23 protein-coding genes and 1 other RNA gene are annotated in these 24,418 nt (G+C 63.2%); 12 read left to right on the top strand and 12 right to left on the bottom strand.

Going from position 1 to position 24,418, the window contains the following annotated elements; all coding sequences use genetic code 11:
• Positions 1 to 3: 3 nt before the first annotated feature.
• The 6 genes from recR to ffs form a co-directional block, all read right to left on the bottom strand.
• Positions 4 to 609 (bottom strand): recombination mediator RecR, encoded by a 606-nt coding sequence (gene recR / locus LB569_RS01320; RefSeq protein WP_140706313.1) that lies wholly within the window; start codon positions 607 to 609, stop codon positions 4 to 6.
• Positions 610 to 699: 90 nt separating this feature from the next.
• Positions 700 to 1,707 carry a cell wall hydrolase gene (locus tag LB569_RS01315; RefSeq protein ID WP_224690771.1) on the bottom strand — a complete coding sequence of 336 codons (1,008 nt, stop codon included), beginning with the start codon at positions 1,705 to 1,707 and terminating at the stop codon, positions 700 to 702.
• Between the two features lie 231 nt (positions 1,708 to 1,938).
• Positions 1,939 to 2,346, bottom strand: a complete 408-nt coding sequence (locus tag LB569_RS01310; RefSeq protein ID WP_224690770.1) for a hypothetical protein — start codon at positions 2,344 to 2,346, stop codon at positions 1,939 to 1,941.
• Positions 2,347 to 2,360: 14 nt separating this feature from the next.
• The gene (locus tag LB569_RS01305) at positions 2,361 to 2,684 is read right to left on the bottom strand and encodes a YbaB/EbfC family nucleoid-associated protein (protein WP_224690769.1); all 324 of its coding nucleotides are present in this window, start codon (positions 2,682 to 2,684) and stop codon (positions 2,361 to 2,363) included.
• 31 nt (positions 2,685 to 2,715) lie between these two features.
• Complete coding sequence (locus LB569_RS01300) at positions 2,716 to 4,560, bottom strand: DNA polymerase III subunit gamma/tau (RefSeq protein ID WP_224690768.1); 1,845 nt, start codon at positions 4,558 to 4,560, stop codon at positions 2,716 to 2,718.
• A 103-nt stretch (positions 4,561 to 4,663) separates the two neighbouring features.
• Positions 4,664 to 4,760: signal recognition particle sRNA small type (gene ffs / locus LB569_RS01295), an RNA gene on the bottom strand.
• 144 nt (positions 4,761 to 4,904) lie between these two features.
• Between ffs and LB569_RS01290 the strand changes: the two genes are divergently transcribed.
• The 3 genes from LB569_RS01290 to LB569_RS01280 all read left to right on the top strand — a co-directional run bounded on the left by LB569_RS01290 (position 4,905) and on the right by LB569_RS01280 (position 6,665).
• Positions 4,905 to 5,324 carry an HIT domain-containing protein gene (locus tag LB569_RS01290; protein ID WP_027052531.1) on the top strand — a complete coding sequence of 140 codons (420 nt, stop codon included), beginning with the start codon at positions 4,905 to 4,907 and terminating at the stop codon, positions 5,322 to 5,324.
• A 68-nt stretch (positions 5,325 to 5,392) separates the two neighbouring features.
• Positions 5,393 to 6,334: an NAD(+) diphosphatase gene (gene nudC / locus LB569_RS01285; RefSeq protein ID WP_224690767.1), complete on the top strand. Its 942-nt coding sequence runs from the start codon at positions 5,393 to 5,395 to the stop codon at positions 6,332 to 6,334.
• Positions 6,335 to 6,365: 31 nt separating this feature from the next.
• Positions 6,366 to 6,665 carry a Dabb family protein gene (locus LB569_RS01280; protein ID WP_224690766.1) on the top strand — a complete coding sequence of 100 codons (300 nt, stop codon included), beginning with the start codon at positions 6,366 to 6,368 and terminating at the stop codon, positions 6,663 to 6,665.
• A gap of 1 nt (position 6,666) precedes the next feature.
• Here the strand turns inward: LB569_RS01280 and LB569_RS01275 are convergent, their stop codons facing one another.
• Together LB569_RS01275 and LB569_RS01270 are read right to left on the bottom strand one after the other, a co-directional pair.
• Positions 6,667 to 7,530, bottom strand: coding sequence for a prephenate dehydratase (locus LB569_RS01275; protein WP_140706325.1), 864 nt, complete (start codon positions 7,528 to 7,530; stop codon positions 6,667 to 6,669).
• A 9-nt stretch (positions 7,531 to 7,539) separates the two neighbouring features.
• Entirely contained in the window at positions 7,540 to 8,268 is a 729-nt protein-coding gene (locus LB569_RS01270; protein ID WP_224690765.1) for a 3-deoxy-manno-octulosonate cytidylyltransferase, read from the bottom strand.
• 194 nt (positions 8,269 to 8,462) lie between these two features.
• On the opposite strand from LB569_RS01270, the gene LB569_RS01265 reads away from it, so the two are divergent.
• The 7 genes from LB569_RS01265 to LB569_RS01235 all read left to right on the top strand — a co-directional run bounded on the left by LB569_RS01265 (position 8,463) and on the right by LB569_RS01235 (position 17,935).
• A complete protein-coding gene (locus LB569_RS01265) occupies positions 8,463 to 9,155 on the top strand; it encodes a c-type cytochrome (protein WP_224690764.1) in 693 nt (230 codons plus the stop codon).
• A gap of 167 nt (positions 9,156 to 9,322) precedes the next feature.
• On the top strand, positions 9,323 to 11,197 hold the full coding sequence (locus LB569_RS01260) for an extracellular solute-binding protein (protein ID WP_224690763.1): 1,875 nt from the start codon (positions 9,323 to 9,325) through the stop codon (positions 11,195 to 11,197).
• Positions 11,197 to 13,065, top strand: coding sequence for an extracellular solute-binding protein (locus tag LB569_RS01255; RefSeq protein ID WP_224690762.1), 1,869 nt, complete (start codon positions 11,197 to 11,199; stop codon positions 13,063 to 13,065). Before LB569_RS01260 ends, LB569_RS01255 begins: the two co-directional genes overlap by 1 nt.
• A 30-nt stretch (positions 13,066 to 13,095) precedes the next feature.
• A complete protein-coding gene (locus LB569_RS01250; protein ID WP_224690761.1) occupies positions 13,096 to 14,190 on the top strand; it encodes a microcin C ABC transporter permease YejB in 1,095 nt (364 codons plus the stop codon).
• Positions 14,190 to 15,335, top strand: coding sequence for an ABC transporter permease (locus LB569_RS01245; RefSeq protein ID WP_224690760.1), 1,146 nt, complete (start codon positions 14,190 to 14,192; stop codon positions 15,333 to 15,335). The genes LB569_RS01250 and LB569_RS01245 overlap by 1 nt, the downstream gene beginning before the upstream one ends.
• Positions 15,332 to 16,963, top strand: coding sequence for an ABC transporter ATP-binding protein (locus tag LB569_RS01240; protein WP_224690759.1), 1,632 nt, complete (start codon positions 15,332 to 15,334; stop codon positions 16,961 to 16,963). The genes LB569_RS01245 and LB569_RS01240 overlap by 4 nt, the downstream gene beginning before the upstream one ends.
• 30 nt (positions 16,964 to 16,993) lie before the next feature.
• On the top strand, positions 16,994 to 17,935 hold the full coding sequence (locus LB569_RS01235) for a 2-hydroxyacid dehydrogenase (RefSeq protein WP_224690758.1): 942 nt from the start codon (positions 16,994 to 16,996) through the stop codon (positions 17,933 to 17,935).
• Between the two features lie 114 nt (positions 17,936 to 18,049).
• Here the strand turns inward: LB569_RS01235 and LB569_RS01230 are convergent, their stop codons facing one another.
• From LB569_RS01230 to LB569_RS01220, 3 genes are all read right to left on the bottom strand, one after another.
• Positions 18,050 to 18,577 carry an AAA family ATPase gene (locus tag LB569_RS01230; protein ID WP_224690757.1) on the bottom strand — a complete coding sequence of 176 codons (528 nt, stop codon included), beginning with the start codon at positions 18,575 to 18,577 and terminating at the stop codon, positions 18,050 to 18,052.
• A 34-nt stretch (positions 18,578 to 18,611) separates the two neighbouring features.
• The gene (locus tag LB569_RS01225; RefSeq protein WP_224690756.1) at positions 18,612 to 18,971 is read right to left on the bottom strand and encodes a hypothetical protein; all 360 of its coding nucleotides are present in this window, start codon (positions 18,969 to 18,971) and stop codon (positions 18,612 to 18,614) included.
• A gap of 100 nt (positions 18,972 to 19,071) precedes the next feature.
• Entirely contained in the window at positions 19,072 to 19,989 is a 918-nt protein-coding gene (locus LB569_RS01220) for a class I SAM-dependent DNA methyltransferase (RefSeq protein WP_224690755.1), read from the bottom strand.
• A gap of 149 nt (positions 19,990 to 20,138) precedes the next feature.
• Between LB569_RS01220 and LB569_RS01215 the strand changes: the two genes are divergently transcribed.
• Both LB569_RS01215 and LB569_RS01210 read left to right on the top strand, forming a co-directional pair.
• Positions 20,139 to 21,149 (top strand): ligase-associated DNA damage response exonuclease, encoded by a 1,011-nt coding sequence (locus tag LB569_RS01215; protein ID WP_224690754.1) that lies wholly within the window; start codon positions 20,139 to 20,141, stop codon positions 21,147 to 21,149.
• A 241-nt stretch (positions 21,150 to 21,390) separates the two neighbouring features.
• On the top strand, positions 21,391 to 22,992 hold the full coding sequence (locus LB569_RS01210; RefSeq protein ID WP_224690753.1) for a cisplatin damage response ATP-dependent DNA ligase: 1,602 nt from the start codon (positions 21,391 to 21,393) through the stop codon (positions 22,990 to 22,992).
• 31 nt (positions 22,993 to 23,023) lie between these two features.
• Here the strand turns inward: LB569_RS01210 and LB569_RS01205 are convergent, their stop codons facing one another.
• Positions 23,024 to 24,187: a hypothetical protein gene (locus tag LB569_RS01205; RefSeq protein WP_224690752.1), complete on the bottom strand. Its 1,164-nt coding sequence runs from the start codon at positions 24,185 to 24,187 to the stop codon at positions 23,024 to 23,026.
• Positions 24,188 to 24,418 lie beyond the last annotated feature (231 nt).

Raw genomic sequence — 24,418 nt, 5'->3', positions numbered from 1 at the left:
GTGTCAAAACGCCGTCCGCGAGCGCAGTGCCGCGGCCAGCGTGCCTTCGTCCAGATAGTCGAGTTCGCCGCCAACCGGCACGCCATGCGCCAGCCGCGTTATCTTGACCTCGAAGCCGGAGAGCTGATCCGTCAGGTAATGCGCGGTGGTCTGGCCCTCGACCGTTGCGTTGACGGCAAGGATGACCTCCTTCACCTCACCGCCGGCGATGCGGTCGATCAGCGAGCGGATGTTGAGCTGGTCGGGGCCGATGCCATCGAGCGGCGACAGCGTGCCGCCAAGCACGTGGTAGCGCACATTCATTGCCGCCGCGCGCTCCAGTGCCCAGAGATCCGAGACGTCCTCGACGATGATCAGGGTGGCGGGATCGCGACGTGGGTCGGTGCAGATCATGCACGGGTCTGAGGTGTCGACATTGCCGCAGGTGGAACAGATGCGCACCTTGTCGGCGGCCTCGCCCATGGCGGCGGCCAGCGGCGACAGCAACTGTTCCTTCTTTTTGATCAGATGCAGTGCGGCGCGCCGCGCCGAACGGGGGCCAAGTCCCGGCACCTTGGCCAGGAGTTGGATCAGGCGTTCGATCTCGGGACCGGCGATTCGCTTGGACATCGCTCTGATCTAGGATTTTTCAGAGCGCTTTGAAACATCCCGCATCGGTGCGGATAAGCCATACTGACACGGCCGCTATCGATGTGCGGATCAATTGGTTTCGAGCGGACGACCCTGGCTGACGATCATCGCGCCGATGGCGTCGGTGTTCTCGGGCGTCGACTGAAAGCCCATCGCCGCTTCCTGCGGCGCGCCCTCAACCGAGGAGATGACCCTTTTGTTCGAGGTTCCGCTGTTCAGGGTTCCGCCGAAACGGGCGGCATCCGGTTCTTCCATCGGCTCCTGCATGGCAACTTCCACCGGCTTCGCCGAAACCCGCGCCGACTTTGCCGTCGGCGCCGCGGCTGCCGTCACATAGGTCTGCTCGGCCGGAGCGGTGCGGGCGGCCTTGCCGGGACGTACCGGCTCCGCCGCGGCGGTCATGTAGACCTGCTGGGCTGGAGCGGTGCGACCGGAAGTCTTGGCTACGGATACGGGCTCGGCGGAAGCGACACGCGTCGCGGATACTCCCGGCAACGCAGCCGGCTGCTCGGCCGAGGCAACCATTGGCTCATCGGGAAGCGGCTGCCAGTTGCGGCCGCGCTTTTCGTAGAAGGCGTTGCCGCCGGCAACCATGGTGTAATGCATGTTCTTGTAGGGGAAGCGGAGGCCCGCGGTGTGGAAATACATCGTGTTCTTGAGCTTGGCCTTGCGCTCGCCCTTGAGCACCGCGTCGGCGGCCTCCTCGACATCGGGCATCGCGCGCGAATTCATCGATCTGGTCATGACGCCTGGCGCGAACTGCCCGGGCTCACCCACGACTTCGCAGATGGTGCCGCCATGATTGCCGGAGCGCAGCCGGTTCATCACCACCGTGCCGACGGCGATCATGCCGTCGCGGCTCGACCGGTTGGATTCGAAGAACATCGCCCGTTCCAGACATTCCCTGTCCTTCGGCGTGTGGCTATAGGCGCGCGAACTCAGGAAACTCGGCGTGATGGCGTCAGTCAGGCTGGCGACGGACATGCCGTGCGAGGTGGTCTGGCTGCAAGCGGCCAAGAAAAGGGGAGACGTGACGACGCCGAGCAACAGCGGCGTCTTCCATCGCATGGCAATCAACAGGTAACCCTCTCACTTCGATGCCCGCCCCCAGGCTGCGGCAAGAATGAGACACTTTCAGGCAAAATGATGGCCAAAACGTTATTAACCACGTACTGTTGCCAAATTGCCACAAAATTGAGGCTTTCCAGATAGTTCGGCCGGCCGTTTCACACAGTTGATGACCGCTCTCTCTTTGTTTCGCCGCAATTCCCCCACGGAAATCCGCACGACGCCTTTTTTGGAACAGGCCTACCGCCCAGCCGCGATTGGTGCCGGCTGACCAGGGTCGAGCTCTTCAACCTTTTCCGAAAACAGGCCACGTCTAAGGAACAATGCGCGCGCCTCCCTTGCCGTCGGCGCGATCTTGCCTGGCCAGTCGCTGTCGATGAACTCGGCCTTGGTGAAGTCAGGATTGGTTTCGGAGGCCGTCTCCAGGAATTCGGCGATTTCCAGCACGATCGCGCGCTCGTCCTTCGAAAGCGCCGACGTGCCGGCCTCGATCGACGGGCGGTGCACGAAATCCTCGAACAGGTTGAAGTAGCCCTTGATGCCGACGAGATCGACACCCGCATCGCAATCGGCCAGGATCTCCAGAATCTCGTAGATCCTGTTGCGTATGCGCTGCTCGATCAGTCTTTCGGAGGGCTCGTCGGCCATAAGCGCACCGAACGCTAGAACGGCAGTTTCATTCCCGGCGGGATGGGCAGGCCCGATGTCAGCGCCTTGGTCTTTTCCTGCATGATCAACTCGACCTTGGCCTTGGCGTCATTGTGGGCGGCAAGGATCAAATCCTCGAGGATTTCGACCTCGTCTTCCTTGAACAGGGACGGGTCGATCTTCAGCGACTTCATGTCGAACTTTCCGCTCAGCGTGACATTGACCAGGCCGCCGCCGGCCTGGCCTGAGGCTTCGACCGTGGCGATCTCGTCCTGCATGGCCTGGAATTTGGCCTGCATTTCCTTCGCCTTGCCCATCAGGCCGAGAAGATCTTTCATGGTCCGATCCTTTGCGGATTAGTGCTGGATATCAGGGTTCGTCGTCATCGGATGGCGGCTCGACCGGCATTTCGGCCTCGGTCGTGTCGGCATCCGATGTCTCGGGTATGCGCACATCGATGATCTTTGCGCCGGGAAAGCGCGCCAGGATGGCGGCGACCGTCGGGTCGTTCCTGGCATCGAGAAAGGCGTTTTCACGCTTCGTCGATTCCATTTCGGCCAGCGTCTGGCCGCCCTCTTCCTTAGACAGCGACACCAGCCAGCTGCGGCCGGTCCAGGCGCGCAGTTTGGTGGTCAGGTCGTTGAGCAGCATCTTGGGCGCGTCATCGGTCAGGCCGACATCGATGCGGCCGGGCTCGATGCGCACCAGGCGGATACAGCTCTTGATCAGGACCTTGAAGGCGATGTCGCGCTTGGCGTCGGCAAGGGCAACGATGTCGGCCAGCGATTTCAGCGGTACGGCTTGCGTCTCCGGCGCCGGCTGCGGGGGCGCGACGAAGGCGGCAGGCGCGGGCGTGGCCTCGACCAGCCGCATGGTCTGCGCGCCGCCCGAGCCGCCAGGCATGCGCGCCTGCGCCACGGCGCTGGCGCCATTGCCGCCAGCACCGCCATTGCCGGGGCTCACGGGGCCGGGATTCACGGGCGCACCATTCGGGCGCGGCGTGGCGCCGGTTGCCGCGGCCCCACTCTCCAGCGATCTCAGCGCCTCGTCCAATGTCGGCAGGTCGGCGGCGTGGGCCAGCCGGATCAGCACCATTTCGGCGGCACTGACCGGCCGGTTGGAGGACTGTACCTCGGGAATGCCCTTGAGCAGCATCTGCCAGGTCCGCGACAGCACGCGGACCGACAGCGCGCTGGCGAAATCGGCGCCACGCTGGCGCTCGTCCTGCGACAGCGAGGCATCGTCCATGGCGGTCGGCACGAAACGCAGCCGGGTGACGAGATGGTTGAACTCGGCCAGATCGGTGAGCACGGCGGCCGGATCGGCGCCGGTGTCGTATTGGGCGCGGAATTCGGCGAGTGCCGCCGCCACATCGCCCTTCATGACATATTCGAACAGGTCGACGATGCGGGCGCGGTCGGCAAGGCCCAGCATGGCGCGCACGGCCTCGGCGCTGACGGAGCCGGCGCCGTGGGCGATCGCCTGGTCGAGGATGGAGAGCGAATCGCGGGCGGAGCCTTCAGCCGCGCGCGCGATCATCGCCAGCGCGTCGTCGTCGACCGAAATACCTTCCTTGCCGGCGATCGAGGTGAGATGCGCGACCAGCGCGCCGGCGTCGATGCGCCTCAGGTCGAAACGCTGGCAGCGCGACAGGACAGTGATCGGAACCTTGCGGATTTCGGTGGTGGCGAAGATGAATTTGACGTGCGGCGGCGGTTCCTCCAGCGTCTTCAGCAGGCCGTTGAAGGCCTGCGTCGACAGCATGTGCACTTCGTCGATGATGTAGACCTTGTAGCGAGCCGAGACCGGTGCGTAGCGCACCCGCTCGATAATGTCCCTGATGTCGTCTATGCCGGTGTGCGAGGCGGCGTCCATCTCGATGACGTCGACATGGCGGCCTTCCATGATCGCCTGGCAATGCTCGCCGAGCACGGCGAGATCGACCGAGGGCTGATCGGTATCGGCGGTCTTGTAGTTCAGGGCCCGCGCCAGGATGCGCGCGGTTGTGGTCTTGCCGACACCGCGCACGCCGGTGAGCATCCAGGCCTGGGCAATACGGCCGGTGGCGAAGGCGTTGGTGAGGGTGCGCACCATCGGCTCCTGGCCGACCAGCTCGGAGAAATTCGACGGACGGTATTTGCGCGCCAGCACCCGATAGGCGCCGGCCTTGCCATGCTCCAGGCTTTTCGGTCCCGAATTTCCGGCTTCGCTCATTCGCCCGTTAAGCTCCAAAAGGCCGCGCCCAAAGGCGCCGATTCCTGCGCATAGTCTCGCCCGCGCTGCAATGCGTCGTCAATGTCGCGAGAGGGCCGATGAGGTGGGAGGCTGGAACAATGACCCGTTCCGGGCTCGTTAGGGCTGCTTCCTTCCGGACCTGACCCGGTTGGCGAGTGGATCGTCCACCACCAACCTCCCGCTGTCCATATCGGCAATTGCGGGACGAAATGCAAGTGCGCAGGCAAATCGGCAGCGAAACCCAAGAGATTCGCTTGCAGCCCCGGTGCAGCCGCTCTAGCGTCCATGGTTTGAGGAAACCAAGAAAAGCAGGGGAAACGCCGATGCTGCCGGGCCTGAAGGCCGGATTCACGCTGGATGCCCGGCTGGAGGCTGACAGCGAGCAGTTGATGTGGCTGGGGCTCTGCGAATTGCGGGTGATGAACGACCGCCGCTGGCCATGGCTGCTCCTGGTGCCGCAGCGGCCGGGCGCGGAGGAAATTCACGACATGACGCCGCTCGACCAGGCGATGCTCACCTTCGAGACCAATATGGTGGCGCAGGCGCTGAAGAAAGTGAGCGGCTGCACCAAGATCAACACGGGCGCGCTCGGCAACATCGTGCGCCAGCTGCATATCCATATCATCGCGCGGTCCGAGGGCGATCCAGGCTGGCCCGGCCCGGTATGGGGGCATGGCCTGCGCGAGCCCTATCAGCGTTCCGACCTGCGCCGGTTTGCCGAAACGATAAGGGCAGCGCTATAAGCCTTCCCTGTGTTCATTCAAAAACACGTCCATCCCAAGCATGTCCATCCCAAAGCACCAGAGTCCATATGAGCTTCCGCCTGTTTGACGCGCCCCTGCGCGAGCCGAGCCAGTTCGTCGGCTTTGCCGGCAACACGATCGACCGGCAATCCGAGAACCGCGCCGACGATTCGGTCGACAAGGCGCTGGCCGATCCGACGACGCGACTGCTGTTGATGAATGGCGGGCGGCTCTATCTGAAACTCGCGGATGGCGGTTTCGACCCCTGGTACCGGGTCGCCGAGAGCCAGCCTTTCGAGCCTTCCTTCGACCAGGGCGTGCTGCTCGGCTTTTCCGAACAGGGGCCGGTGCTGGCGGTGCTGGCCGGCATCGACGCCGAACGGTTGCCCGAAACCGTCAAGGCGATCGACTACCGCTCGGTCTACATGCAAGGGCTGATCGACGAGGCCGCCGCCGGCGCGATGGCGCAGGGCGCGGCCCTGCTCGCCTGGCACGCCAGCCACCGCTTCTGCAGCAAATGCGGCAGCGAGTCACAGATGCGGGCCGGCGGCTACAAACGCCATTGCCCGAATTGCGGCACCGAGCATTTTCCGCGCACCGACCCGGTGGCGATCATGCTGACGGCGACGCGGGAGAAATGCCTGCTGGGGCGTGGCCGGCACTTCGCTCCCGGCATGTATTCAGCACTTGCCGGCTTCATCGAGCCGGGCGAGACGATCGAGGCGGCGGTGCGCCGCGAAACGCTGGAAGAGGCCGGCATCCGGCTAGGCCGGGTCGTCTACCATGCGAGCCAGCCCTGGCCCTTCCCCTATTCGCTGATGATCGGATGCTTCGGCGAACCGCTCAACGAGGACATCCAGGCCGACCTCAACGAATTGGAGGATTGCCGCTGGTTCTTGCGCGACGAGGTGCGCCTGATGCTGGACCGGACGCACCCCGACACCCTGGTCACGCCGCCGAAAGGCGCCATCGCGCACTATCTCATCCGCGCCTGGGTCGACAGCGAATAGCGAACACCGAAAGACCTTGCAGGAGAGGCAAATGATCCGTCACACCGTCGTCTTCACGCTGAAGCACCCACCGCACTCGCTTGAGGAAAAGCGGTTCCTCGTCGATGCCAGGAAGATCCTCGCCGCGATCCGGGGCGTCACGCATTTCGAGCAATTGCGCCAGATCAGCCCCAAGAACGACTATCAGTTCGGCTTCTCGATGGAGTTCGCCGACCAGGCCGCCTACACCAGGTACAACGACCATCCCGACCATGTCGCCTTCGTGCGCGACCGCTGGGTGCCGGAGGTCGAGAAATTTCTCGAGATCGATTACGTGCCGCTGGGCTGGTAGCTCAGTCCGCAACCTTCCACTGCTCGCGCGACTCGCTGGCCGGATAGACGCCGAGAATCCGTACCTCGCGCGAGAAGAACCGCAGTTCATCCAGCGCCAGCTTGACCAGCGGATCGTCGGGATGGCCCTCGATATCGGCGTAAAACAGCGTCGCCGTGAAGGCGCCGAGCTGGTAGCTCTCGAGCTTGGTCATGTTGATGCCGTTGGTGGCGAAGCCGCCCATCGCCTTGTAGAGCGCGGCCGGCACGTTGCGGACGCGAAAGATGAAAGTCGTCATCATCTTGACGTCGGGCGACGGCCGCTCGGCCCATTGCTTGCTCTTGGTCAGGACGACGAAGCGGGTGACGTTGCTGTCGGTGTCCTCGACATTCTCCTCGATGATATCGAGCCCATAGAGCGCTGCTGCCAACGCCGGCGACAATGCCGCCATGGTGCGGTCCTTCACCTCGGAGACCATTTTGGCGGCGCCCGCCGTGTCCCCCGCGACTACTCCCTTCCAGCCGTTCTTGCGGATGTATTTGCGGCACTGGCCAAGCGCGTGGATGTGGGTGTGCACGGTCTTGATCTCGTCGCGCTTGACGCCCGGCAGCACCATCAGCTGGAAATGGATCGGCAGGAAATATTCGCCGACGATGTGCAGTTTCGATTCCGGCAGAAGGTGGTGGATGTCCGCGACGCGCCCGGCGATGGTGTTCTCGATCGGGATCATGGCAAGATCGGCCTTGCCGGTCTCGACGGCATTGAACGCGTCTTCGAAGGTCGGGCACGGCAACGGCTCCATCGAGGGATAGACGTTGCGGCTGGCTGTGTCGGAATTGGCGCCGGGCTCGCCCTGGAAGGATATTCTGTTGGTCTTTTCAGGCATGCTGATATCTCAGTTTGAAAGGATTTGCCTGGCCCGGTCCAGGTCTTCAGGCGTGTCGACGCCGAGCGGCAGCGACTGGACGATCTCGGCGTCGATGCGCATGCCGGCTTCCAGCGCCCGCAACTGCTCCAGCCGTTCGCGGCGCTCCAGCGGCGACGGCTTGAGCGCCACGAAACGCTCGAGCGCCGCGCGTCGATAGGCGTAAAGGCCGACATGGTGATAAAGCGGCCCCTCGCCCCAGGGTGCAGTGGCGCGGGTGAAGTAAAGCGCCCGCAACCGTGTGCCGGAGAGCGGCGACCCGACGATCTTTACGACGTTGGGATTGGTCTTTTCCGCCTCGCGCACGATCTCGACGCCGAGCGTGGCGATATCCACCGAGATGTCCTCGAACGGCCTGAGCGAGGCGGCGATGATGGCTGGATCGATGGTCGGCAGGTCGCCCTGCACATTGACGATCGTGTCGACCTCGCCCCGGGGGTCGAGTGTCAACAGTGCCTCGTGGATGCGGTCGGAACCGGATTCATGGTCGATACGCGTCATGACGGCCTCGAAACCATGCGCGCGCACTGCTTCTGCGACGCTTTGCGTGTCGGTCGCCACCACCACCCGGCCCAACCCGGCTTCGGCGGCGCGGCGCGCGACATGGACGATCATCGGCGCGCCGGCGATATCGGCCAGCGGCTTGCCCGGCAGGCGGGTCGAGGCCATGCGGGCCGGTATCAGGATCAAGGTGGACATCGGTCTGGCGAGGCGTTCGAAAAGAGGACAAGGAAAAGTGGCAAAAGGTCTCACTGGAAGCGCCCTTATAGGTGTTGCAACGCTGGAGCAAAAGACCTAGTTTCCGCCCGATTTGACCGGCTCTGGAGGGCAGGTCTCGATACCGACGGACGGAGTGGACGGATCAGTCCGCCGGAAAAGGGAGCAAGGGGCGTATGGATTCCAACGAAGTCAACAAACTGCTCGCCGGATTGCTCGGAACCGTTTTCGTCGTCTTCTCGGTCGGCCTGGTGTCGGATGCGCTGTTTGCCTCGCCCGCGCCGGAAAAGCCCGGCTTCGCCATCGAGGCCGCGGAACCCGCCGAAGGCGGCGCTGCCGCGCCGGCGGCCGAGGCCAAGCCGATCGCCGATCTCCTCCAGACCGCCAATGCCGAGGCCGGTGCTGCCGTGTTCAAGAAGTGCCAGGCCTGCCATTCCGGCGAAAAGGGCGGCCCCAACAAGGTCGGCCCGGATTTGTGGGACCTCGTCGACCGCCCCGTGGCCGAACATGAAGGCTTCGCCTATTCGGCCGGCATGAAGGAATTCTCCAAGGGTGGCACCGAGAAGTGGACCTACGACAACATCAACCACTTCATCACCTCGCCGAAGAAATTCGTGAAGGGAACGGCCATGGGCTTTGCCGGCCTGCCCAAGGACGAGGACCGCGCCAACGTCATCGCCTATCTGCGCACGCTTTCGGACAATCCCAAGCCGCTGCCGGCACCGGGTGCCGCCGCGGATGCCTCCGCGCCCGCCAAGCCGGCGGATGGGGCGGCTCCGGCGAAACCGGCCGACGGCGCGGCACCTGCCAAGCCCGCGGCGCCAGCCGCTCCGGCAGCGCCAGCTCCCGCACCGGCGCCTGCCCAATAACCAGACTGTTATCTCGACGATCTTGAAAAAGCCGGGTTCAGCCCGGCTTTTTTGTTGGGAAAATGCCTGATGCGGCGACAAAGCCGGCGCATTGCGGTTTTCATGAGCGCCAAATCATCTAGGATCGCCCTTCTGGATGATCTGGCGCGCATCGCGAGAGGATAATTATGACGGTTGGCCGAACGCTTCTGAGGTCGATGCTGGTCGCGGCGGCTTTGGTCTGCGGCTTGCAAGCGAGCCAAGCCGACGAATGGCTCGCCACTTCGTCGTTGATCGGCCAGTCCAAGTACGGCGCCAATTTCCAGCACTATGACTACGTCAATCCAAACGCACCGAAAGGCGGCACGCTGAATTCGGTGGAGCTCGGCACCTTCGACAGTTTCAACCCGTTCATCGCACGCGGCACGCCGGCCGCAGGATTGAATTATCAGGGCGGGCTGCTCTACCAGTCGCTGATGGCGAAGTCCCTCGACGAGGGTAGCGTCAATCATCCCGAAATCGCCGAGGCCTATAAGTATCCGGCCGATTTTTCATCCGCGACTTACCGGCTCGACCCGCGTGCCAGATGGCATGATGGCCAACCGATCACCGTGGATGACGTGGTTTGGTCGTTCAACTTCCTCAAAAAGGAAAGTCCGCAGTTCAACCATTATTTCGCCAACGTCACCGACGCTGTCGCGGTGTCTGATCGGGAAGTGGAATTTCGGTTCAATCAAAAAGGCAATCGGGAGTTGCCGCTGATCATGGCGGACGTGGTGGTGCTCCCGAAACACTGGTGGGAAGGCACTGACGCCAGCGGAAAAAAGCGTGACATCACCAAGCCAAGTCTCGAAATCCCGCTCGGCTCTGGCCCTTACAAGATCGAGAGCTTCAAACCGGGCTCGGAGGTCGTCTGGCGGCGGGTTCCTGACTTCTGGGCTGCCGATCTGGGCATCAACGTTGGACGCAACAATATCGATGTTCGGCGCTATACCTACATTCTCGATGACAATGCCGCGTGGCAAGCCTTCACCAAGGGCGGGTACGAAGACATCCACTCTGAAAACAGTGCACGCCTCTGGATGACGCGCTACAACTTTCCGGCTCTCGGAGCCGGCGACGTGATCAAGCAGGAGTTCAAGGCAACGTCCCTCGCTTCGATGCAAGGCTTCATCATGAACACGCGTCGCGCGAAGTTCCAGGATCGACGCGTGCGCGAGGCGCTCGGCTATGCCTTCGATTTTGAAACTTTGAACCGCACCCAGTCCTTCGGTCTCAACACCCGCGCCAACAGCTATTTCATGGGCAGTGACCTTGCCTCAAGCGGCCTTCCGCAGGGCAAGGAGTTGGAGATACTCAATCAATATAAAGACAAACTGCCGGCCGAACTGTTTAGCAAGGAATTCAAACCTCCGGTCTTCGATAGCCCACAGGCAGAGCGGCAGAATTTGCGCAAAGCGATCGACCTGTTCGCGGCAGCCGGCTGGAAAATCCAGAATGGCCAGATGACAAATGAGAAAAGCGGGGAGCCCTTCACCATCGAGATCCTGGGGTACGATCAAGGCGCCGAAACAACAGTCAACCCGTTTGTGACCATGTTGCGAAAGATCGGCGTCACCGCTTCGTTCAGGATCGTCGACACCAGCCAATACATCGCCCGACTCAATGATTTCGACTACGACATGATAACGTCCCGGCTGTCGCAATCGGATTCGCCGGGCAATGAACAACGCGAATACTGGAGCTCGAAGGCCGCCGATACGCCGGGCTCGCGAAATTATTCGGGGATCAAGAATCCGGTGGTGGACGCACTGGTTGAGCGCGTTATCTTCGCGACGGATCGTGACGATTTGCTCGCCGCCACCCATGCACTCGACCGGGTTTTGTTGTGGAATTTTTACCTCGTCCCGCAATTCACCCGGTCCGTGGTCTGGCTGGCCTATTGGGACAAGTTCGGCATTCCGGAAAACCAGCCGACCTACTTGGGCCCGGATCTCGATTCTTGGTGGATTGATCCCAAGAAAGAAGCTGCACTGGCGGCCAAGTACAAGGGTCTGAATTGATGGCGGCCTTGCCCCGCCGCGATTTCCTGGCCTTGGGCGGCGCTGCCGCGGCCGCCGCCCTGATGCCAGGCAAAGCCTTCGCGAACGTCGCGACGGGCATCAAGCTGCACGGTCTGTCCGCCTTTGGCGACCTCAAATACAAGCCTGATTTTCCGCATTTCGACTACGTCAACCCGGACGCGCCCAAGGGCGGCCAGATGAATTTCGCGCCGCCCAACGCAACCCTCAATCAGAGCTTCCTGACTTTCAACACGCTTAATTTCCTGGTCTTGAAAGGGGAGGCGCCGCCGCGCGCCGAACTCTGTTTCGATTCCCTGATGACAAGCGCGCTCGATGAGCCGGATGCGGTCTACGGCTTGCTTGCCCAGTCCGTCACGCTGTCGCAAGACCGCAACGGCTTCCGCTTCGCGCTTCGACCGCAAGCGCGTTTCCACGACGGCTCGCCGCTGACCGCCGAAGACGTCGCCTTCGCGCTGAAGCTTTACAAGGACCAGGGGCACCCGAACCTTTCCAAGGCGCTGCGCTACATGACGGAAGCGGTCGCGGTCGATCCCGCCACTCTCGACCTCACCTTCAATGGCGAACAATCGGCGCAAAACATTCTTGCTGTCGTGGGCATGCCGATCGTGTCCAAGGCCTTTTATACGGCGAATGTTTTCGATGCCTCGACCATGACACCGCCGCTCGGCTCGGGACCCTACAGAATTGGGCGTGTGTCCGCCGGGCAAACCGTCGAATATGAGCGCGTGGCCGACTATTGGGGCCGCGATCTCCCGGTGAATCGCGGCTTTTACAATTTCGATCGTATCCGCATCGACTTCTACCTCGATCGGCAGGCCGCCTTCGAGGCCTTCAAGAAAGGCGATACGCATTTTCGCGAGGAATTCACCGCGCGCGTGTGGGCGACCGGATACGACTTTCCGGCGCTGAAGGACGGCAAGGTCGTCAAACGCGAATTTCCCGGCGAAAAGACGCCGGACATGCAGGGGGCCGCGCTGAACCAGCGTCGTCCGCAATTTCGCGATGAGCGGGTGCGGCGGGCGATAGCCAGGTGCTTTGATTTCGAATGGATGAAGCGGGCTCTTTTTTACGGCTCGTACGAACGATCTCAATCGAACTTCGAACGGTCGGACTACAAGGCCGAAGGCCTGCCCTCGCCTGGTGAATTGGCCCTGCTGGAACCATTCCGGGACGAATTGCCGCCGGAGGTCTTTGGCGAGGCGGTAACGCAGCCCCTCTCCGACGGATCGGGCCATGATCGCAAACTGCTGGGCGAGGCTTCGAAATTGCTCGCGCAAGCGGGCTGGAAGCGCGCGGGTGGTTTCCTCGTCGACGACAAGGGGGAGCGCCTGCGGGTCGAAATGCTGGCCGAGGATGACGGCCTCGTTCGCATCTTCACCCCATGGTCGGAAAATATGAAGGCGATCGGGATCGACGCATCGATCCGCCAGGTCGATTCGGCGCAATATGAACAGCGGCAAAGCGATTTCGACTTCGACCTCAACCTGCTGCATTGGTCGATCGGAGCAACGCCCACGGCCGACAGCCTGGAGATGCTCTATGATTCCCGGATGGCTGACATCCCGGGTCAGCGAAACTATCCAGGCACGCGAAGCAAGGCCATCGATGCGCTGATCGTGGCGGCCGGCAAGGCGCAAAGCCGCCCGGAACTCGTCACGGCGCTAAGAGCGATCGACCGGGTCTTGCGCGCGCGGCTAGACTGGATTCCAACATACTATCTGGCGAATCACCGCGTCGCCTATTGGGACATGTTCGGCTTCGTCGAGCAAAAGCCCGATTACGGCTTTCCGGTCGAGACGCTGTGGTGGTTCGATAAGGACAAGGCGGCAAAAATTGGCAAAGGCTGAAATATCCGTCCCACGAGGGCAGAAAGCCTGATGGGCGCGTATATACTGCGCCGTATCCTTTTGATGATCCCGACCCTGTTCGGCATCATGGCGATATCCTTCGCCGTCATCCAGTTCGCGCCCGGCGGCCCGGTCGAGCAGGTCATCGCCAAGCTGACCAACCAGGGTGGCAGCGACCGCCTCGGTGGCGGCGGCGGCGATGCGGGTGGTTCCAATTTCGATCCCGCCGGCGACGTCGGTTCTAAATATCGCGGCGCCCAGGGGCTCGATCCGGAATTCATCAAGAAGCTGGAGAAGCAGTTCGGCTTCGACAAGCCGCCGCTCGAGCGCTTCGGCATGATGCTGTGGAACTATGCCCGCTTCGATTTCGGCAACAGCTATTTCCGCGACATCTCGGTGCTCGATCTGATCCTCGAGAAAATGCCCGTTTCGATTTCGATCGGGCTCTGGATCACGCTGTTGTCCTATCTGATCTCGATCCCGCTCGGCATCCGCAAGGCGGTCAGGGACGGGACCCCCTTCGACATCTGGACCAGCGGCGTCGTCATCGTCGGCTATGCAATTCCGGGCTTCCTCTTCGGCATCATGCTGATGGTGCTGTTCGCCGGCGGCTCTTTCTGGGATTGGTTCCCGTTGCGCGGCATCGTCTCGGACAATTGGGACCAGTTGTCGTGGCCGGCCAAGATCGCCGATTATTTCTGGCATATGACGTTGCCGCTGACGGCGCTGGTGCTGTCGGCCTTCGCCACGACCACGCTTTTGACCAAGAACTCCTTCCTGGAGGAAATCCGCAAGCAGTATGTGGTGACGGCGCGCGCCAAGGGCCTGTCGGAACGGCAGGTGCTCTATGGCCATGTCTTCCGCAATGCCATGCTGATCGTCATCGCCGGCTTCCCGGGCGCCTTCATCTCGGCCTTCTTCACCGGATCGCTGCTGATCGAGAACATCTTTTCGCTCGATGGCCTCGGCCTGCTCGGCTTCCGGTCGGTGGTCGAGCGCGATTACCCGGTGGTGTTCGCCAACCTCTACATCTTCTCGCTTCTCGGCCTGTTCGTCGGGCTGTTGTCCGACCTCATCTACACCTGGGTCGATCCGCGCATCGATTTCGAGCGGAGAGACATCTGATGTCGGAGGCAAGCGTTACCGCCGGGGTGGTGCCGGTGCGGATCCCGCGGCCGTTCCTGTCGCCGCTCAACAAGCGCCGCCTGCAGAACTTCAAGGCCAACCGGCGCGGCTACTGGTCGCTGTGGATTTTCCTCGTCCTGTTCGTGCTGTCGCTGTTTGCCGAATTCCTCGCCAACGATAAGCCGATCATAGCTTCCTACAAGGGTGAGATCCTTTTCCCGGTACTGGTCGCCTACCCCGAGGAAAAATTCGGCGGCTTCTATGCCGTCACCGATTACCGGGACCCGGTGATCCAGGACGAGATCAACGCCCATGGCTGGATGATCTGGCCGCCGATCCGCTACTCCTACCAGACCGTCAACAATGCCATTCCCGAGGCGGCTCCGGCCAAGCCGTCGTGGGAATATGACGCCAAGACGCGCTGCAACCAGTATCCGCAGGGAGCCGATGACCCGGCCTGCAATGTCGGCAATTGGAACTGGCTCGGCACCGACGACCAGGCGCGCGACGTGCTGGCGCGCGTCATCTACGGTTTCCGCATTTCGGTGCTGTTCGGCCTGATCCTGACCATCGGCTCGGCGCTGATCGGCGTCGCCGCTGGTGCCTTGCAGGGCTATTTCGGCGGTTGGACCGATCTGCTGTTCCAGCGTTTCATCGAGATCTGGTCGGCCATTCCCGTGCTCTACCTGCTGCTCATCGTCGCCGCCATCCTGCCACCTGGCTTCTTCATCCTGCTTGGCCTGATGCTGTTGTTTTCCTGGGTGGCGCTGGTCGGCGTAGTGCGGGCCGAGTTCCTGCGCGCCCGCAACTTCGAATATGTCAACGCGGCCCGCGCGCTCGGCGTGCCCAACCGCACCATCATGTTCCGGCACCTGTTGCCCAATGCCATGGTGGCAACATTGACCTTCCTGCCCTTCCTGCTCTCGGGCTCGATCTCGACCCTGACCTCGCTCGATTATCTCGGCTTCGGCCTGCCGCCGGGTTCGGCCTCGCTCGGCGAATTGCTCAAGCAGGCGCAGCGCAACCTCAACGCGCCATGGCTCGGCATATCGGGCTTCGTCGTCATCTCGCTGATGCTGTCGCTGCTGGTCTTCGTCGGCGAGGCGACGCGCGACGCCTTCGATCCGCGCAAGACGTTCAAATGAGCGAAGTCCCCTTGCTCAGCGTGCAGGACCTCAGCGTCGCCTTCAACCAGGGCACCGGCCAGTCCGTTGCCGTCGACCATATCTCGTTCGACATCGCCAAGGGCGAGACGGTGGCACTGGTCGGTGAATCCGGTTCCGGCAAATCGGTCTCGGCGCTATCGGTGCTGAAGCTGCTGCCCTACCCCAGCGCCAGCCATCCGTCGGGCAAGATCCTGTTCCAGGGCGCCGACCTGCTCGCCATGAGCGAGAAGCAATTGCGCCAGGTGCGCGGCAACAAGATCACCATGATCTTCCAGGAGCCGATGACCTCGCTCAATCCGCTGCACACGATCGAGCATCAGATCGTCGAAATCCTGAAGCTGCATCAGGGCATGGGCGACCGTCCGGCCAAGGCGCGCACGCTGGCCCTGCTCAACGAAGTCGGCATTCGCGATCCGCAAAAGCGGCTCGACGCCTATCCGCACCAGCTTTCGGGCGGCCAGCGCCAGCGTGTCATGATCGCCATGGCGCTCGCCAACGAGCCGGAACTGCTGATCGCCGACGAGCCGACGACGGCGCTCGACGTCACCGTCCAGGCGCAGATCCTCGAACTGCTCGCGGGCCTGAAAAGCCGCAAGGGCATGTCAATGCTGTTCATCACCCATGACCTCGGCATCGTGCGCAAGATCGCCGACCGGGTCTGCGTCATGACCAAGGGCAAGATCGTCGAGACCGGGCCGACCAAGGACATTTTCGCCAACCCGCAGCACCCCTATACGCGCCATCTTCTCGCCGCCGAGCCGAAAGGCAAGCCGCCGGCCGCCAATGCCGATGCCAGGCCGGTCATGACCGGCAACGACATCAAGGTCTGGTTCCCGATCAAGCAGGGCTTCTTCCGGCGCACGGTCGATCATGTGAAAGCGGTCGACGGCATCGATGTCACGGTGCGCGCCGGCCAGACGCTCGGCGTGGTCGGCGAATCCGGCTCCGGCAAGACGACGCTTGGCCTGGCGTTGGCGCGCATGATCTCGTCGACCGGGGCCATCCAGTTCAATGGTCGCGACATCAACCAGCTTTCCTTCAACGCCATGCGGCCGCTCAGACGCGAATTGCAGATCGTCTTCCAGGATCCGTTCGGTTCGCTCAGCCCGCGCATGTCGATCGCCGAGATCATCGAGGAAGGCCTCAGGATTCACGAGCCAAGGCTGTCGCCGGACGAGCGCGACGACAAGGTCGTCGCCGTGCTGAAGGAAGTCGGCCTCGACCCGGCGACCCGCAACCGCTATCCGCACGAGTTTTCCGGCGGCCAGCGCCAGCGTGTCGCCATCGCACGCGCCATGGTGCTCAACCCACGCTTCGTCATGCTGGACGAGCCGACATCGGCGCTCGACATGAGTGTGCAGGCGCAGGTCGTCGATCTCCTGCGCAATTTGCAGGCCAAGCACGACCTCGCCTATCTCTTCATCAGCCATGACCTCAAGGTCATCCGGGCGCTGGCCAACGACGTCATCGTCATGCGCAACGGCCAGATCGTCGAAGCCGGCCCTTCCCAGCAGATTTTTGAAAATCCGCAAACCGACTATACTCGGGCGCTGATCTCGGCCGCCTTCAAGATCGAGACGGCGCCGACAGGCGTGGTCAGCGAGTGATCCGCACAAGGAAGGACTGAACGAACCGCGATGGAAAAAGGCCGTATCCTGCTTGCCGTCACCGGCTTTCATCCGCAACGCTGGCGCGACCTCTTGTCGGCCGAGCGCGAGGTGGTGCTGGAGCCGGACGGCGCCAAGGATCCGTCGATCACCTACGCGGTGGTGTGGAAGCACAAGCCCAATTTGATGTCGTCGCTGCCCAATCTGCGCGCCATCTTCTCGATCGGTGCCGGCGTCGACCATATCTTCGCCGACCCCGGCCTGCCCGACGTGCCGATCGTCAAGGTCGTGGCCGACAACCTCACCCAGTACATGACGGAGTATGTCGTCTGGCGGGTGCTCGACCATCATCGCCAGGGCCTGCTTTACCGGTCGCAGCAGTTGAAGAAGACCTGGCACGAGCCGCTGCAGCGGCCAGCCGGCGACATTTCCGTCGGCATCATGGGTCTCGGCAGTCTCGGCCGGGCCGCGGCCTCGGTGCTTCTGTCGCTCGGCTTCGCCGTCAATGGCTGGTCGCGCGGCGAGCGGCCGATGAAGGGCGTGGCGACCTATTCCGGCGAAGCTGGCCTGATCCCGTTTCTCAATGCCACCGACATTTTGGTCGTGCTTCTGCCGCTCACACCGGACACGCAAGGCATCATCAACTACAGCGTGCTGAAGGAGTTGCGCAAGCGCAACGGCCTTGGCGGCTCGGTGCTGATCAATGCCGGGCGTGGGCGCCTCCAGAAGGACGCCGACATTTTGCGCGCATTGGACGACGGGACGCTGAAGGAGGCGAGCCTCGACGTGTTCGAGGTCGAACCGCTGCCGAAGACCAGTCCGCTGTGGGGCCATGCGAAAGTATTCGTGACGCCGCATGCCGCGGCGACCTCCGACCCCGTGCACCTGGCGCCGACGATGCTGCGCCAGATGGACGCTTTCGAGCGTGGCGAAAAGCTCGACAATCTGGTGGACCGCAAGGCGGGGTACTAGAGCGGTTCAGAGTTGGATAGAATCTCTGACCCGCTCTAACTTTTTGTTTTTACGCAATTCCCAAGGGGAAGCGCTACGCGCTTCTCCTGGAGTTGCTCAAGCCGGGCATCACGCTCATCTGGTCAACTCCCATTCCCGGAAGCATTCCTTGATTGCCCGGACCGACGACAGTTGCACTTTCGGCAGATCGATCCTCTCGAACATTGTCCGGTATCTCTCGCGGTTTTTCGGCGTCGCTACGGCGATGTGGTGGATCATGTCCCATTTGACGCTGTCGCGCCCGCCTTCCAAGCCACCACGCCTTTCCCTCTCGAACAGGGTCCGCCTGAAATAGCGCAGCAGACTCGCGGAGGTGGAGATGTCGAGCAGGATCAGTCCCGTCGCGCGCTGGAAGCGCTGCGGCATGCAAACCGAATAATTTCCATCCATCACCCAGCGCTCGCCGGCGATCGCGGCGTCATGCAAGGCGATGAACTCGCTCCTCGGACGCTGCACCCAATTCGTGTTGGGCAGGTGAAAGAGCAGATCGAGATGGATGGGCGTCAGGCCACGCTTGCGCGCGATCGCGTCGGCGAGCGTCGACTTGCCGCTGTTGGACGGCCCCAGGATACAGATGCGGTCGCCGAGGTCCGAGAGGTTCACCGGATGGAGCCTTGCTAGATGGACGATTGGATCATCAGCCAGGCAGAGCGAACTTCTTCTGCTTGTCCGGCTTGCCGCAGTCGCGGCGGTCGATGGACCGGTTCATGGCGTCGATATCGCCCGACGCCTTGTCGCTGTCGCGTTGGGCCTTGGAGCGCATGTCGGGCGTGAACGGACCGAAGCCCATGGCGGGGTTGGAGAAGGTGGGCTTGGCGGTCGTCGGAAGATTGTATTGCTGCGCCAATCCGTTGCGCTGCGCCAGCAACTGGTCGCATGGCACGCTGTCATACTGCAGCGAGGACTCGATGTTGGCATCCTGACGCTCGGACGCAGAATTGCCGACGCAGCCGGTGGTTGCCAGGCAAGACGCCAAGATCATCATGTTCCAGCGCATCGAACTGCTCCTCCTGGTATCCCGCCCTGATGCGACCAGATCGCAAATATCAGTCGCGCACGCAAATCGGACCTTTTTGCAGCAGTGCAACGAGCTGGCCTCACACGGCCTGAGCTTTCCGTGCCACGACGGCCAGGCCTTTGACAGGCTCGCGGCGATCCCAGCGGATGGTCGTCGGTTCCAGCGCGACGATCGAGAGACCGTTGGCCTCGAGGGTCCGTATGACATAGCCATCCGAATGGGCATAGCGCCGCGACGGTTGCAGCGCGAAGTCGCCGCCCTCCGCCAGGCTCTCGACGGAAAAGGCAAACAGGCCGCCCTCGGCGAGCAGGCCGGCAACCGTTGCCGCCAAACCTTCGAGCTTGCCAATATAGATCAGCACGTCGGCCGAGGTGACCAGATCGGGGTTTTCGCCCGAATAGGAAAAATCCTGCAAATCCGCTTTTGTCAGCGCGTCGTAGATGCCTTTTGCCCGCGCCTTCCTCAGCATCCTCGCCGAGATATCGAACCCCTCCAGTCGGTCGACGATCGGCCTCAGCCTCTCGCCCATCAGTCCAGTGCCGCAACCCAGGTCGAGCGCCAGGCGGAAGCGGCCCGGCCTTGCCTTGCGGATAGCGGCGTCGAGCACCTCGGGCAGCCTATAGTCGAGCTTGCCGACCAGCATCTCCTCGAATGTCTCGGCATAGTGGTCGAACAGCGTTTCGACAAAGGCGCTGGGCGGCGCCGTGGAGACCGGACCTTTGCCGATCAGGTGCAGTTTGAGGTCCGCGCCTTGGCGATCGGCCGGATCGAGTTTCAGCGACGTCGTCCAGGCCTGCGCCGCCAAGTCGGGCCTGCCCGATGCCTCCTGCATCTCGCCGAGCCGAAACCAGCCCATTGCCCATTGCGGCGCCAGTTCCAGCGCGCCGAGCAGCAACTCGGCCGCCGCTGTGTGATCGCCGGACGCAAAGAGCATTTCGGCATAGTCCGCACGGCGATCGGCGTTCGGGTCGCCCGACGAGGTCTGAAGCGGTTTCATGATGATGGTTCCACCGGCAGGGTAGCCGGCCGCAACCTCTGTAGAGCAAAGCATGCCGAAGCTGAACCGAATTGAGCACGCTTTGCCCGGGAGTCAGCAGTCTAGAGCAGCAGGCTTCCCGCGACGGAATTATATCCTATCTTGAGGGCATGCGCGCCAGCGACCTGCTTCATCCCCGGCCCGAGGGCCTCTACTGCCCGCCGGGCGATTTCTTCATCGACCCTGTGCGGCCGGTGAACCGGGCGCTGATCACGCACGGCCATTCCGACCATGCGCGTTCCGGCCACGGCTCGGTGCTTGCGACACGGCAGACGCTCGACATCATGGCACTGCGCTATGGCGAGGATTTTGCCGGGACGACGCAGGCAGCCATGCTCGGCGAGACGATTTCGCTCGACGGCGTCAGCGTCAGCTTCCACCCGGCCGGCCATGTGCTGGGGTCGGCGCAGATCGCGGTCGAACACCAGGGCAGGCGCGTCGTCGCCTCCGGCGACTACAAACGGCAGAAGGATGCGACCTGCGCGCCGTTCGAGCCGATCCGCTGCGACGTCTTCATCACCGAGGCAACCTTCGGCCTGCCGGTGTTTCGCCATCCGCCCGACACGGAAGAGATCGCCCGTCTGCTGAAATCGGCGGGGCAATTTCCCGAGCGCTCGCATCTGGTCGGCGCCTATGCGCTCGGCAAGGCGCAGCGGGTGATGCGGCTGTTGCGCGACGCCGGCTACGACAAGCCGCTCTACATCCATGGCGCGCTGGCCAAGCTCAGCGAATATTACCAGAGCCAGGGCATCGATCTTGGCGATCTCGAGCCGGCGACGGTGGAGAGCGGGGCCAAGCAGGATTTCGCCGGCGCCATAGTGGTCGGTCCGCCATCGGCTTTCGCCGACCGCTGGGCACGGCGCTTTCCCGATCCGATCTCGTGCTTCGCGTCGGGCTGGATGCGCATCCGCCAGCGCGCCAAGCAAGGCGGCGTCGAGCTGCCGCTGATCATCTCGGACCATGCCGACTGGGACGAACTCACCGCCACCATCAAGGAGACCGGCGCCGGGGAAATCTGGGTCACGCACGGCCGCGAGGAAGCCCTGGTGCGCTGGTGCGAGTTGGAAGGGATAGCGGCCAGGCCGCTGCATCTTGTCGGGTATGAGGACGAGGGCGATTGAGCATGGCGATGGGTCCGTCAATCACCGGAGTCGCGCTCTACGGCGCCCCCCTCTGTCCTGCCGGACATCTCCCCCACTTGGGGGGAGATTGGCAATTTCAGTGCCGGCGCATCTCTTTCGACCTTGGAGAGTGGCGAAAGCCGACGCGACATCCAATCTCCCCCCTCGTGGGGGAGATGCCCGGCAGGGCAGAGGGGGGCGCCGCGCGCCGGCTTTCGCTGCTGGCGTGGTGCATCCAGCCATGAACCGCTTCGCCGAGCTTCTCGACCGCCTGGTGCTGACGCCGTCGCGCAACGGCAAGCTGACGCTGCTGGTCGACTATTTTCGCACTGTGGAAGACCCGGACCGTGGCCTGGCGCTGGCCGCGATCACCGGCGATCTCAAAATCGCCGCCGTCAAGCCGGCGATGCTGCGCACCCTGGTCACCGAGCGCATGGACCCGGTGCTGTTCGGCTATTCCTACGACTATGTCGGCGACCTCGCCGAGACGGTGTCGCTGGTCTGGCCGCAAACGCCGGGCAGGATCGCCAACCGCGAGCCGACGCTCGGCGAGGTGGTGGCCAAGCTGCAGGCGGCAAGCCGCTCCGACGGGCCGAAGGTGCTGACGGGGCTGCTTGACAGCGCCGGCATCTCGGCGCGCTTTGCCATCATCAAGCTGGTCACCGGCGGCCTGCGCATCGGCGTCTCGGCGCGGCTCGCCAAACAGGCGCTGGCGGATTTCGGCAAGGTCGACGTCGCCGAGGTCGAGGAGCTCTGGCACGGCCTGTCGCCGCCTTACACCGCGCTGTTCGCGTGGCTGGAAGGCAAGGCCGAAAAACCCCAAAATACGGCATTGGCGCTGTTCAGACCGGTGATGCTGTCGAACCCGGTTGGCGACGGCGACCTCGAAAAACTCGATCCGGCGGATTACGCCGCCGAATGGAAATGGGACGGCATCCGCGTCCAGGCGGTGGCCGAAGGCGGCATTCGCAGGCTCTATTCGCGCACCGGCGACGATGTCTCCGGCGCCTTTCCGGATCTTGCCGACGCCATGCACTTTTCCGCCGCACTCGACGGCGAATTGCTTGTCGGCGATCCGCGCGAGGCGACGGGAACCTTTTCGGACCTGCAGCAGCGGCTGAACCGCAAGACGGTGACGCCGAAGATGCAGCAGCAATACCCCGCCTTCATGCGCTGTTACGACCTGCTGCAGATCGGCGAAGAGGATCTGCGCGGATTGCCCTTTCGCGAGCGGCGCGGCCGCCTCGAAGCCTTCATCGGGACGCTTGACCCCAGCCGCTTCGATCTCTCCCCCTTCGTCGACTTCGCCAACTGGCAGGCGCTCGAGGATTTGCGCCGCGCGCCGCCGCATCCGATCATCGAAGGGGTGATGCTGAAGCGCTGGGATTCGCCCTATGTCGCCGGCCGGCCGAAGGGTCCGTGGTTCAAATGGAAGCGCGATCCGCACACGGTGGACGCCGTGCTGATGTACGCCCAGCGCGGCCATGGCAAGCGTTCGAGCTTCTATTCCGACTATACGTTCGGCGTCTGGTCCGGGCCCGAGGGCGCGGAGGAGCTGGTGCCGGTCGGCAAGGCCTATTTCGGCTTCACCGACGAGGAACTGAAGCAGATCGACAAATATGTCAGGGACAACACCGTCGAGCGCTTCGGACCGGTGCGCTCGGTGCGCGCCGATCGCGACAATGGCCTGGTGCTGGAAGTCGCCTTCGAGGGGCTGAACCGCTCGACCCGGCACAAATCGGGCGTGGCCATGCGTTTCCCCAGGATTTCACGGCTGCGCTGGGACAAGCCGGCCAACGAGGCCGACCGCATCGAGACGCTGCAGGCGCTGCTCGACCGTTAGAGCAAGCGTGTAACGGTTTTCCTGGAATTGCTCACGGCTCGATCGAAACGCGGATCTCGTAGACGTTGACCGCCTTGCCCTGCTTGTCGAAGTCGGAATTGATGGCGATGGTGCCGGCAGAGCCCGGACGCTTGTCGGGAAACTTCACGTCAAACAGATATTCGTTTCTCTGCTGGCCGACCGCGTAGCGCTTGCGGCCGCAGTCGCCGAGTTCACCAAAATTGCAGTCGACGGAGATCTGCGTGTCCTTGCCGTCCTCGGCGCGCGCGATGATGTCGAACACGGCGTGCTTGCCGGCGAGCTTTTCCAGCACGCCCTGGCCAACGTCAAAGGCGATCGCCGAGCCGGAGGCGCCGGACTGGATGCGCAGGAACGATCCGGCGTCGTCCCTCATCACTTCGGCCTTGGCGTCCGACGGGGCGGCGACATGGGTCGGGTCGGCCGGCGAGAACACGTTGATCCAGTCGCGCGACTGGTCCGCGGCGCCGGGCTTGGCGGGCGCGTTGGCGCCGTCTGCCGGGGTGAAATCGTCGTCCTCGACGGTCGGCGGCGCTTCCGGCGGCGCGGTATTAAGCTCGGCCGCCGACTTGAACACACCGGTCTGCACGGCAAAAAACAGGCCGATGCCAACCGCCGCGAGCAGCGTGACCGTGAGGAAAATGGCGGTCAGCGGCAGGCGCCGGCCGCGAATGCGGCGCTCATCGCGGTCTGGCGCCACTTCCGTCGCGGCTCCCGGCGCGGCGGCAGCCGACATGTCGATGGCTGGTGCGCCCGGAAGCGTGGCGTCCGGCATGATATCGGGAACGACCGGCAGCACGCGCGAACGCGGCGCGCCGGAGGCGGCCTGCACGGGACCGTCGACGGTGACGGCGGGCGATGGCACCGACGGGGCCTTGGGGCCGGCCTCGACCGCGGGTGCCGCGCCAGCCGCGGTCTCGGCCGCCGGGGCGTCAATCGCGTCAATCCGGGGGGCGACGCCAGGCACGGCCGGCAGGAACTCGGATTCGATTTCGGTGATTTTTTCCTGAATAGCCTTGCGGCGCTTGATGGCGACTTCCACGGTCACGCCGGGATTGGCCTGGAGCGCGCGGTCGAGCGCGGCGAAGGCCGACCGATAGACCCTCTCGCGGAACGCCCGGTCCTCGGCATTGCCCTTTTCCAAGGCGTTCCGGATCGCTTTTTCGATCGCGTCCAAGCGAGATCCCTCTGCAAATTGCCCCAAGCTTTCATGATGGTTAGCCGCAGGCGACCAATCAATCAACGGGCGGGCAGCGCATTCTGCCTCCACGGGCCGTCCAAAGTCCATCTTCGCGATGTTCCGGCAAAGAAAATCGGGCTTTGCGAGCGATTATCGTGCGTAAGGACCGAGGAGGCCTGCCTCAGATCCTGACGGACGCCCTTGCAGAATTGCCAAGTCGCATCTTGA

The sequence above is a fragment of the Mesorhizobium sp. BH1-1-4 genome, assembly GCF_020165665.1.
Lineage (GTDB): Bacteria > Pseudomonadota > Alphaproteobacteria > Rhizobiales > Rhizobiaceae > Mesorhizobium.
The sequence above is the reverse complement of the archived record's forward strand: the minus strand, read 5'-3'. Positions and strand labels throughout refer to the sequence as shown.

Coding starts and splice junctions, on each gene's coding strand:
- LB569_RS01265 (WP_224690764.1), top strand. CDS start 8,463: ATGGATTCCAACGAAGTCAACAAACTGCTCGCCGGATTGCTCGGAACC.
- LB569_RS01255 (WP_224690762.1), top strand. CDS start 11,197: ATGGCGGCCTTGCCCCGCCGCGATTTCCTGGCCTTGGGCGGCGCTGCC.
- LB569_RS01225 (WP_224690756.1), bottom strand. CDS start 18,971: ATGCGCTGGAACATGATGATCTTGGCGTCTTGCCTGGCAACCACCGGC.
- LB569_RS01280 (WP_224690766.1), top strand. CDS start 6,366: ATGATCCGTCACACCGTCGTCTTCACGCTGAAGCACCCACCGCACTCG.
- LB569_RS01290 (WP_027052531.1), top strand. CDS start 4,905: ATGCTGCCGGGCCTGAAGGCCGGATTCACGCTGGATGCCCGGCTGGAG.
- LB569_RS01250 (WP_224690761.1), top strand. CDS start 13,096: ATGGGCGCGTATATACTGCGCCGTATCCTTTTGATGATCCCGACCCTG.
- LB569_RS01270 (WP_224690765.1), bottom strand. CDS start 8,268: ATGTCCACCTTGATCCTGATACCGGCCCGCATGGCCTCGACCCGCCTG.
- LB569_RS01300 (WP_224690768.1), bottom strand. CDS start 4,560: ATGAGCGAAGCCGGAAATTCGGGACCGAAAAGCCTGGAGCATGGCAAG.
- LB569_RS01245 (WP_224690760.1), top strand. CDS start 14,190: ATGTCGGAGGCAAGCGTTACCGCCGGGGTGGTGCCGGTGCGGATCCCG.
- LB569_RS01260 (WP_224690763.1), top strand. CDS start 9,323: ATGACGGTTGGCCGAACGCTTCTGAGGTCGATGCTGGTCGCGGCGGCT.
- nudC (WP_224690767.1), top strand. CDS start 5,393: ATGAGCTTCCGCCTGTTTGACGCGCCCCTGCGCGAGCCGAGCCAGTTC.
- LB569_RS01210 (WP_224690753.1), top strand. CDS start 21,391: ATGAACCGCTTCGCCGAGCTTCTCGACCGCCTGGTGCTGACGCCGTCG.
- LB569_RS01220 (WP_224690755.1), bottom strand. CDS start 19,989: ATGAAACCGCTTCAGACCTCGTCGGGCGACCCGAACGCCGATCGCCGT.
- LB569_RS01310 (WP_224690770.1), bottom strand. CDS start 2,346: ATGGCCGACGAGCCCTCCGAAAGACTGATCGAGCAGCGCATACGCAAC.
- LB569_RS01275 (WP_140706325.1), bottom strand. CDS start 7,530: ATGCCTGAAAAGACCAACAGAATATCCTTCCAGGGCGAGCCCGGCGCC.
- LB569_RS01240 (WP_224690759.1), top strand. CDS start 15,332: ATGAGCGAAGTCCCCTTGCTCAGCGTGCAGGACCTCAGCGTCGCCTTC.
- LB569_RS01235 (WP_224690758.1), top strand. CDS start 16,994: ATGGAAAAAGGCCGTATCCTGCTTGCCGTCACCGGCTTTCATCCGCAA.
- LB569_RS01305 (WP_224690769.1), bottom strand. CDS start 2,684: ATGAAAGATCTTCTCGGCCTGATGGGCAAGGCGAAGGAAATGCAGGCC.
- LB569_RS01215 (WP_224690754.1), top strand. CDS start 20,139: ATGCGCGCCAGCGACCTGCTTCATCCCCGGCCCGAGGGCCTCTACTGC.
- recR (WP_140706313.1), bottom strand. CDS start 609: ATGTCCAAGCGAATCGCCGGTCCCGAGATCGAACGCCTGATCCAACTC.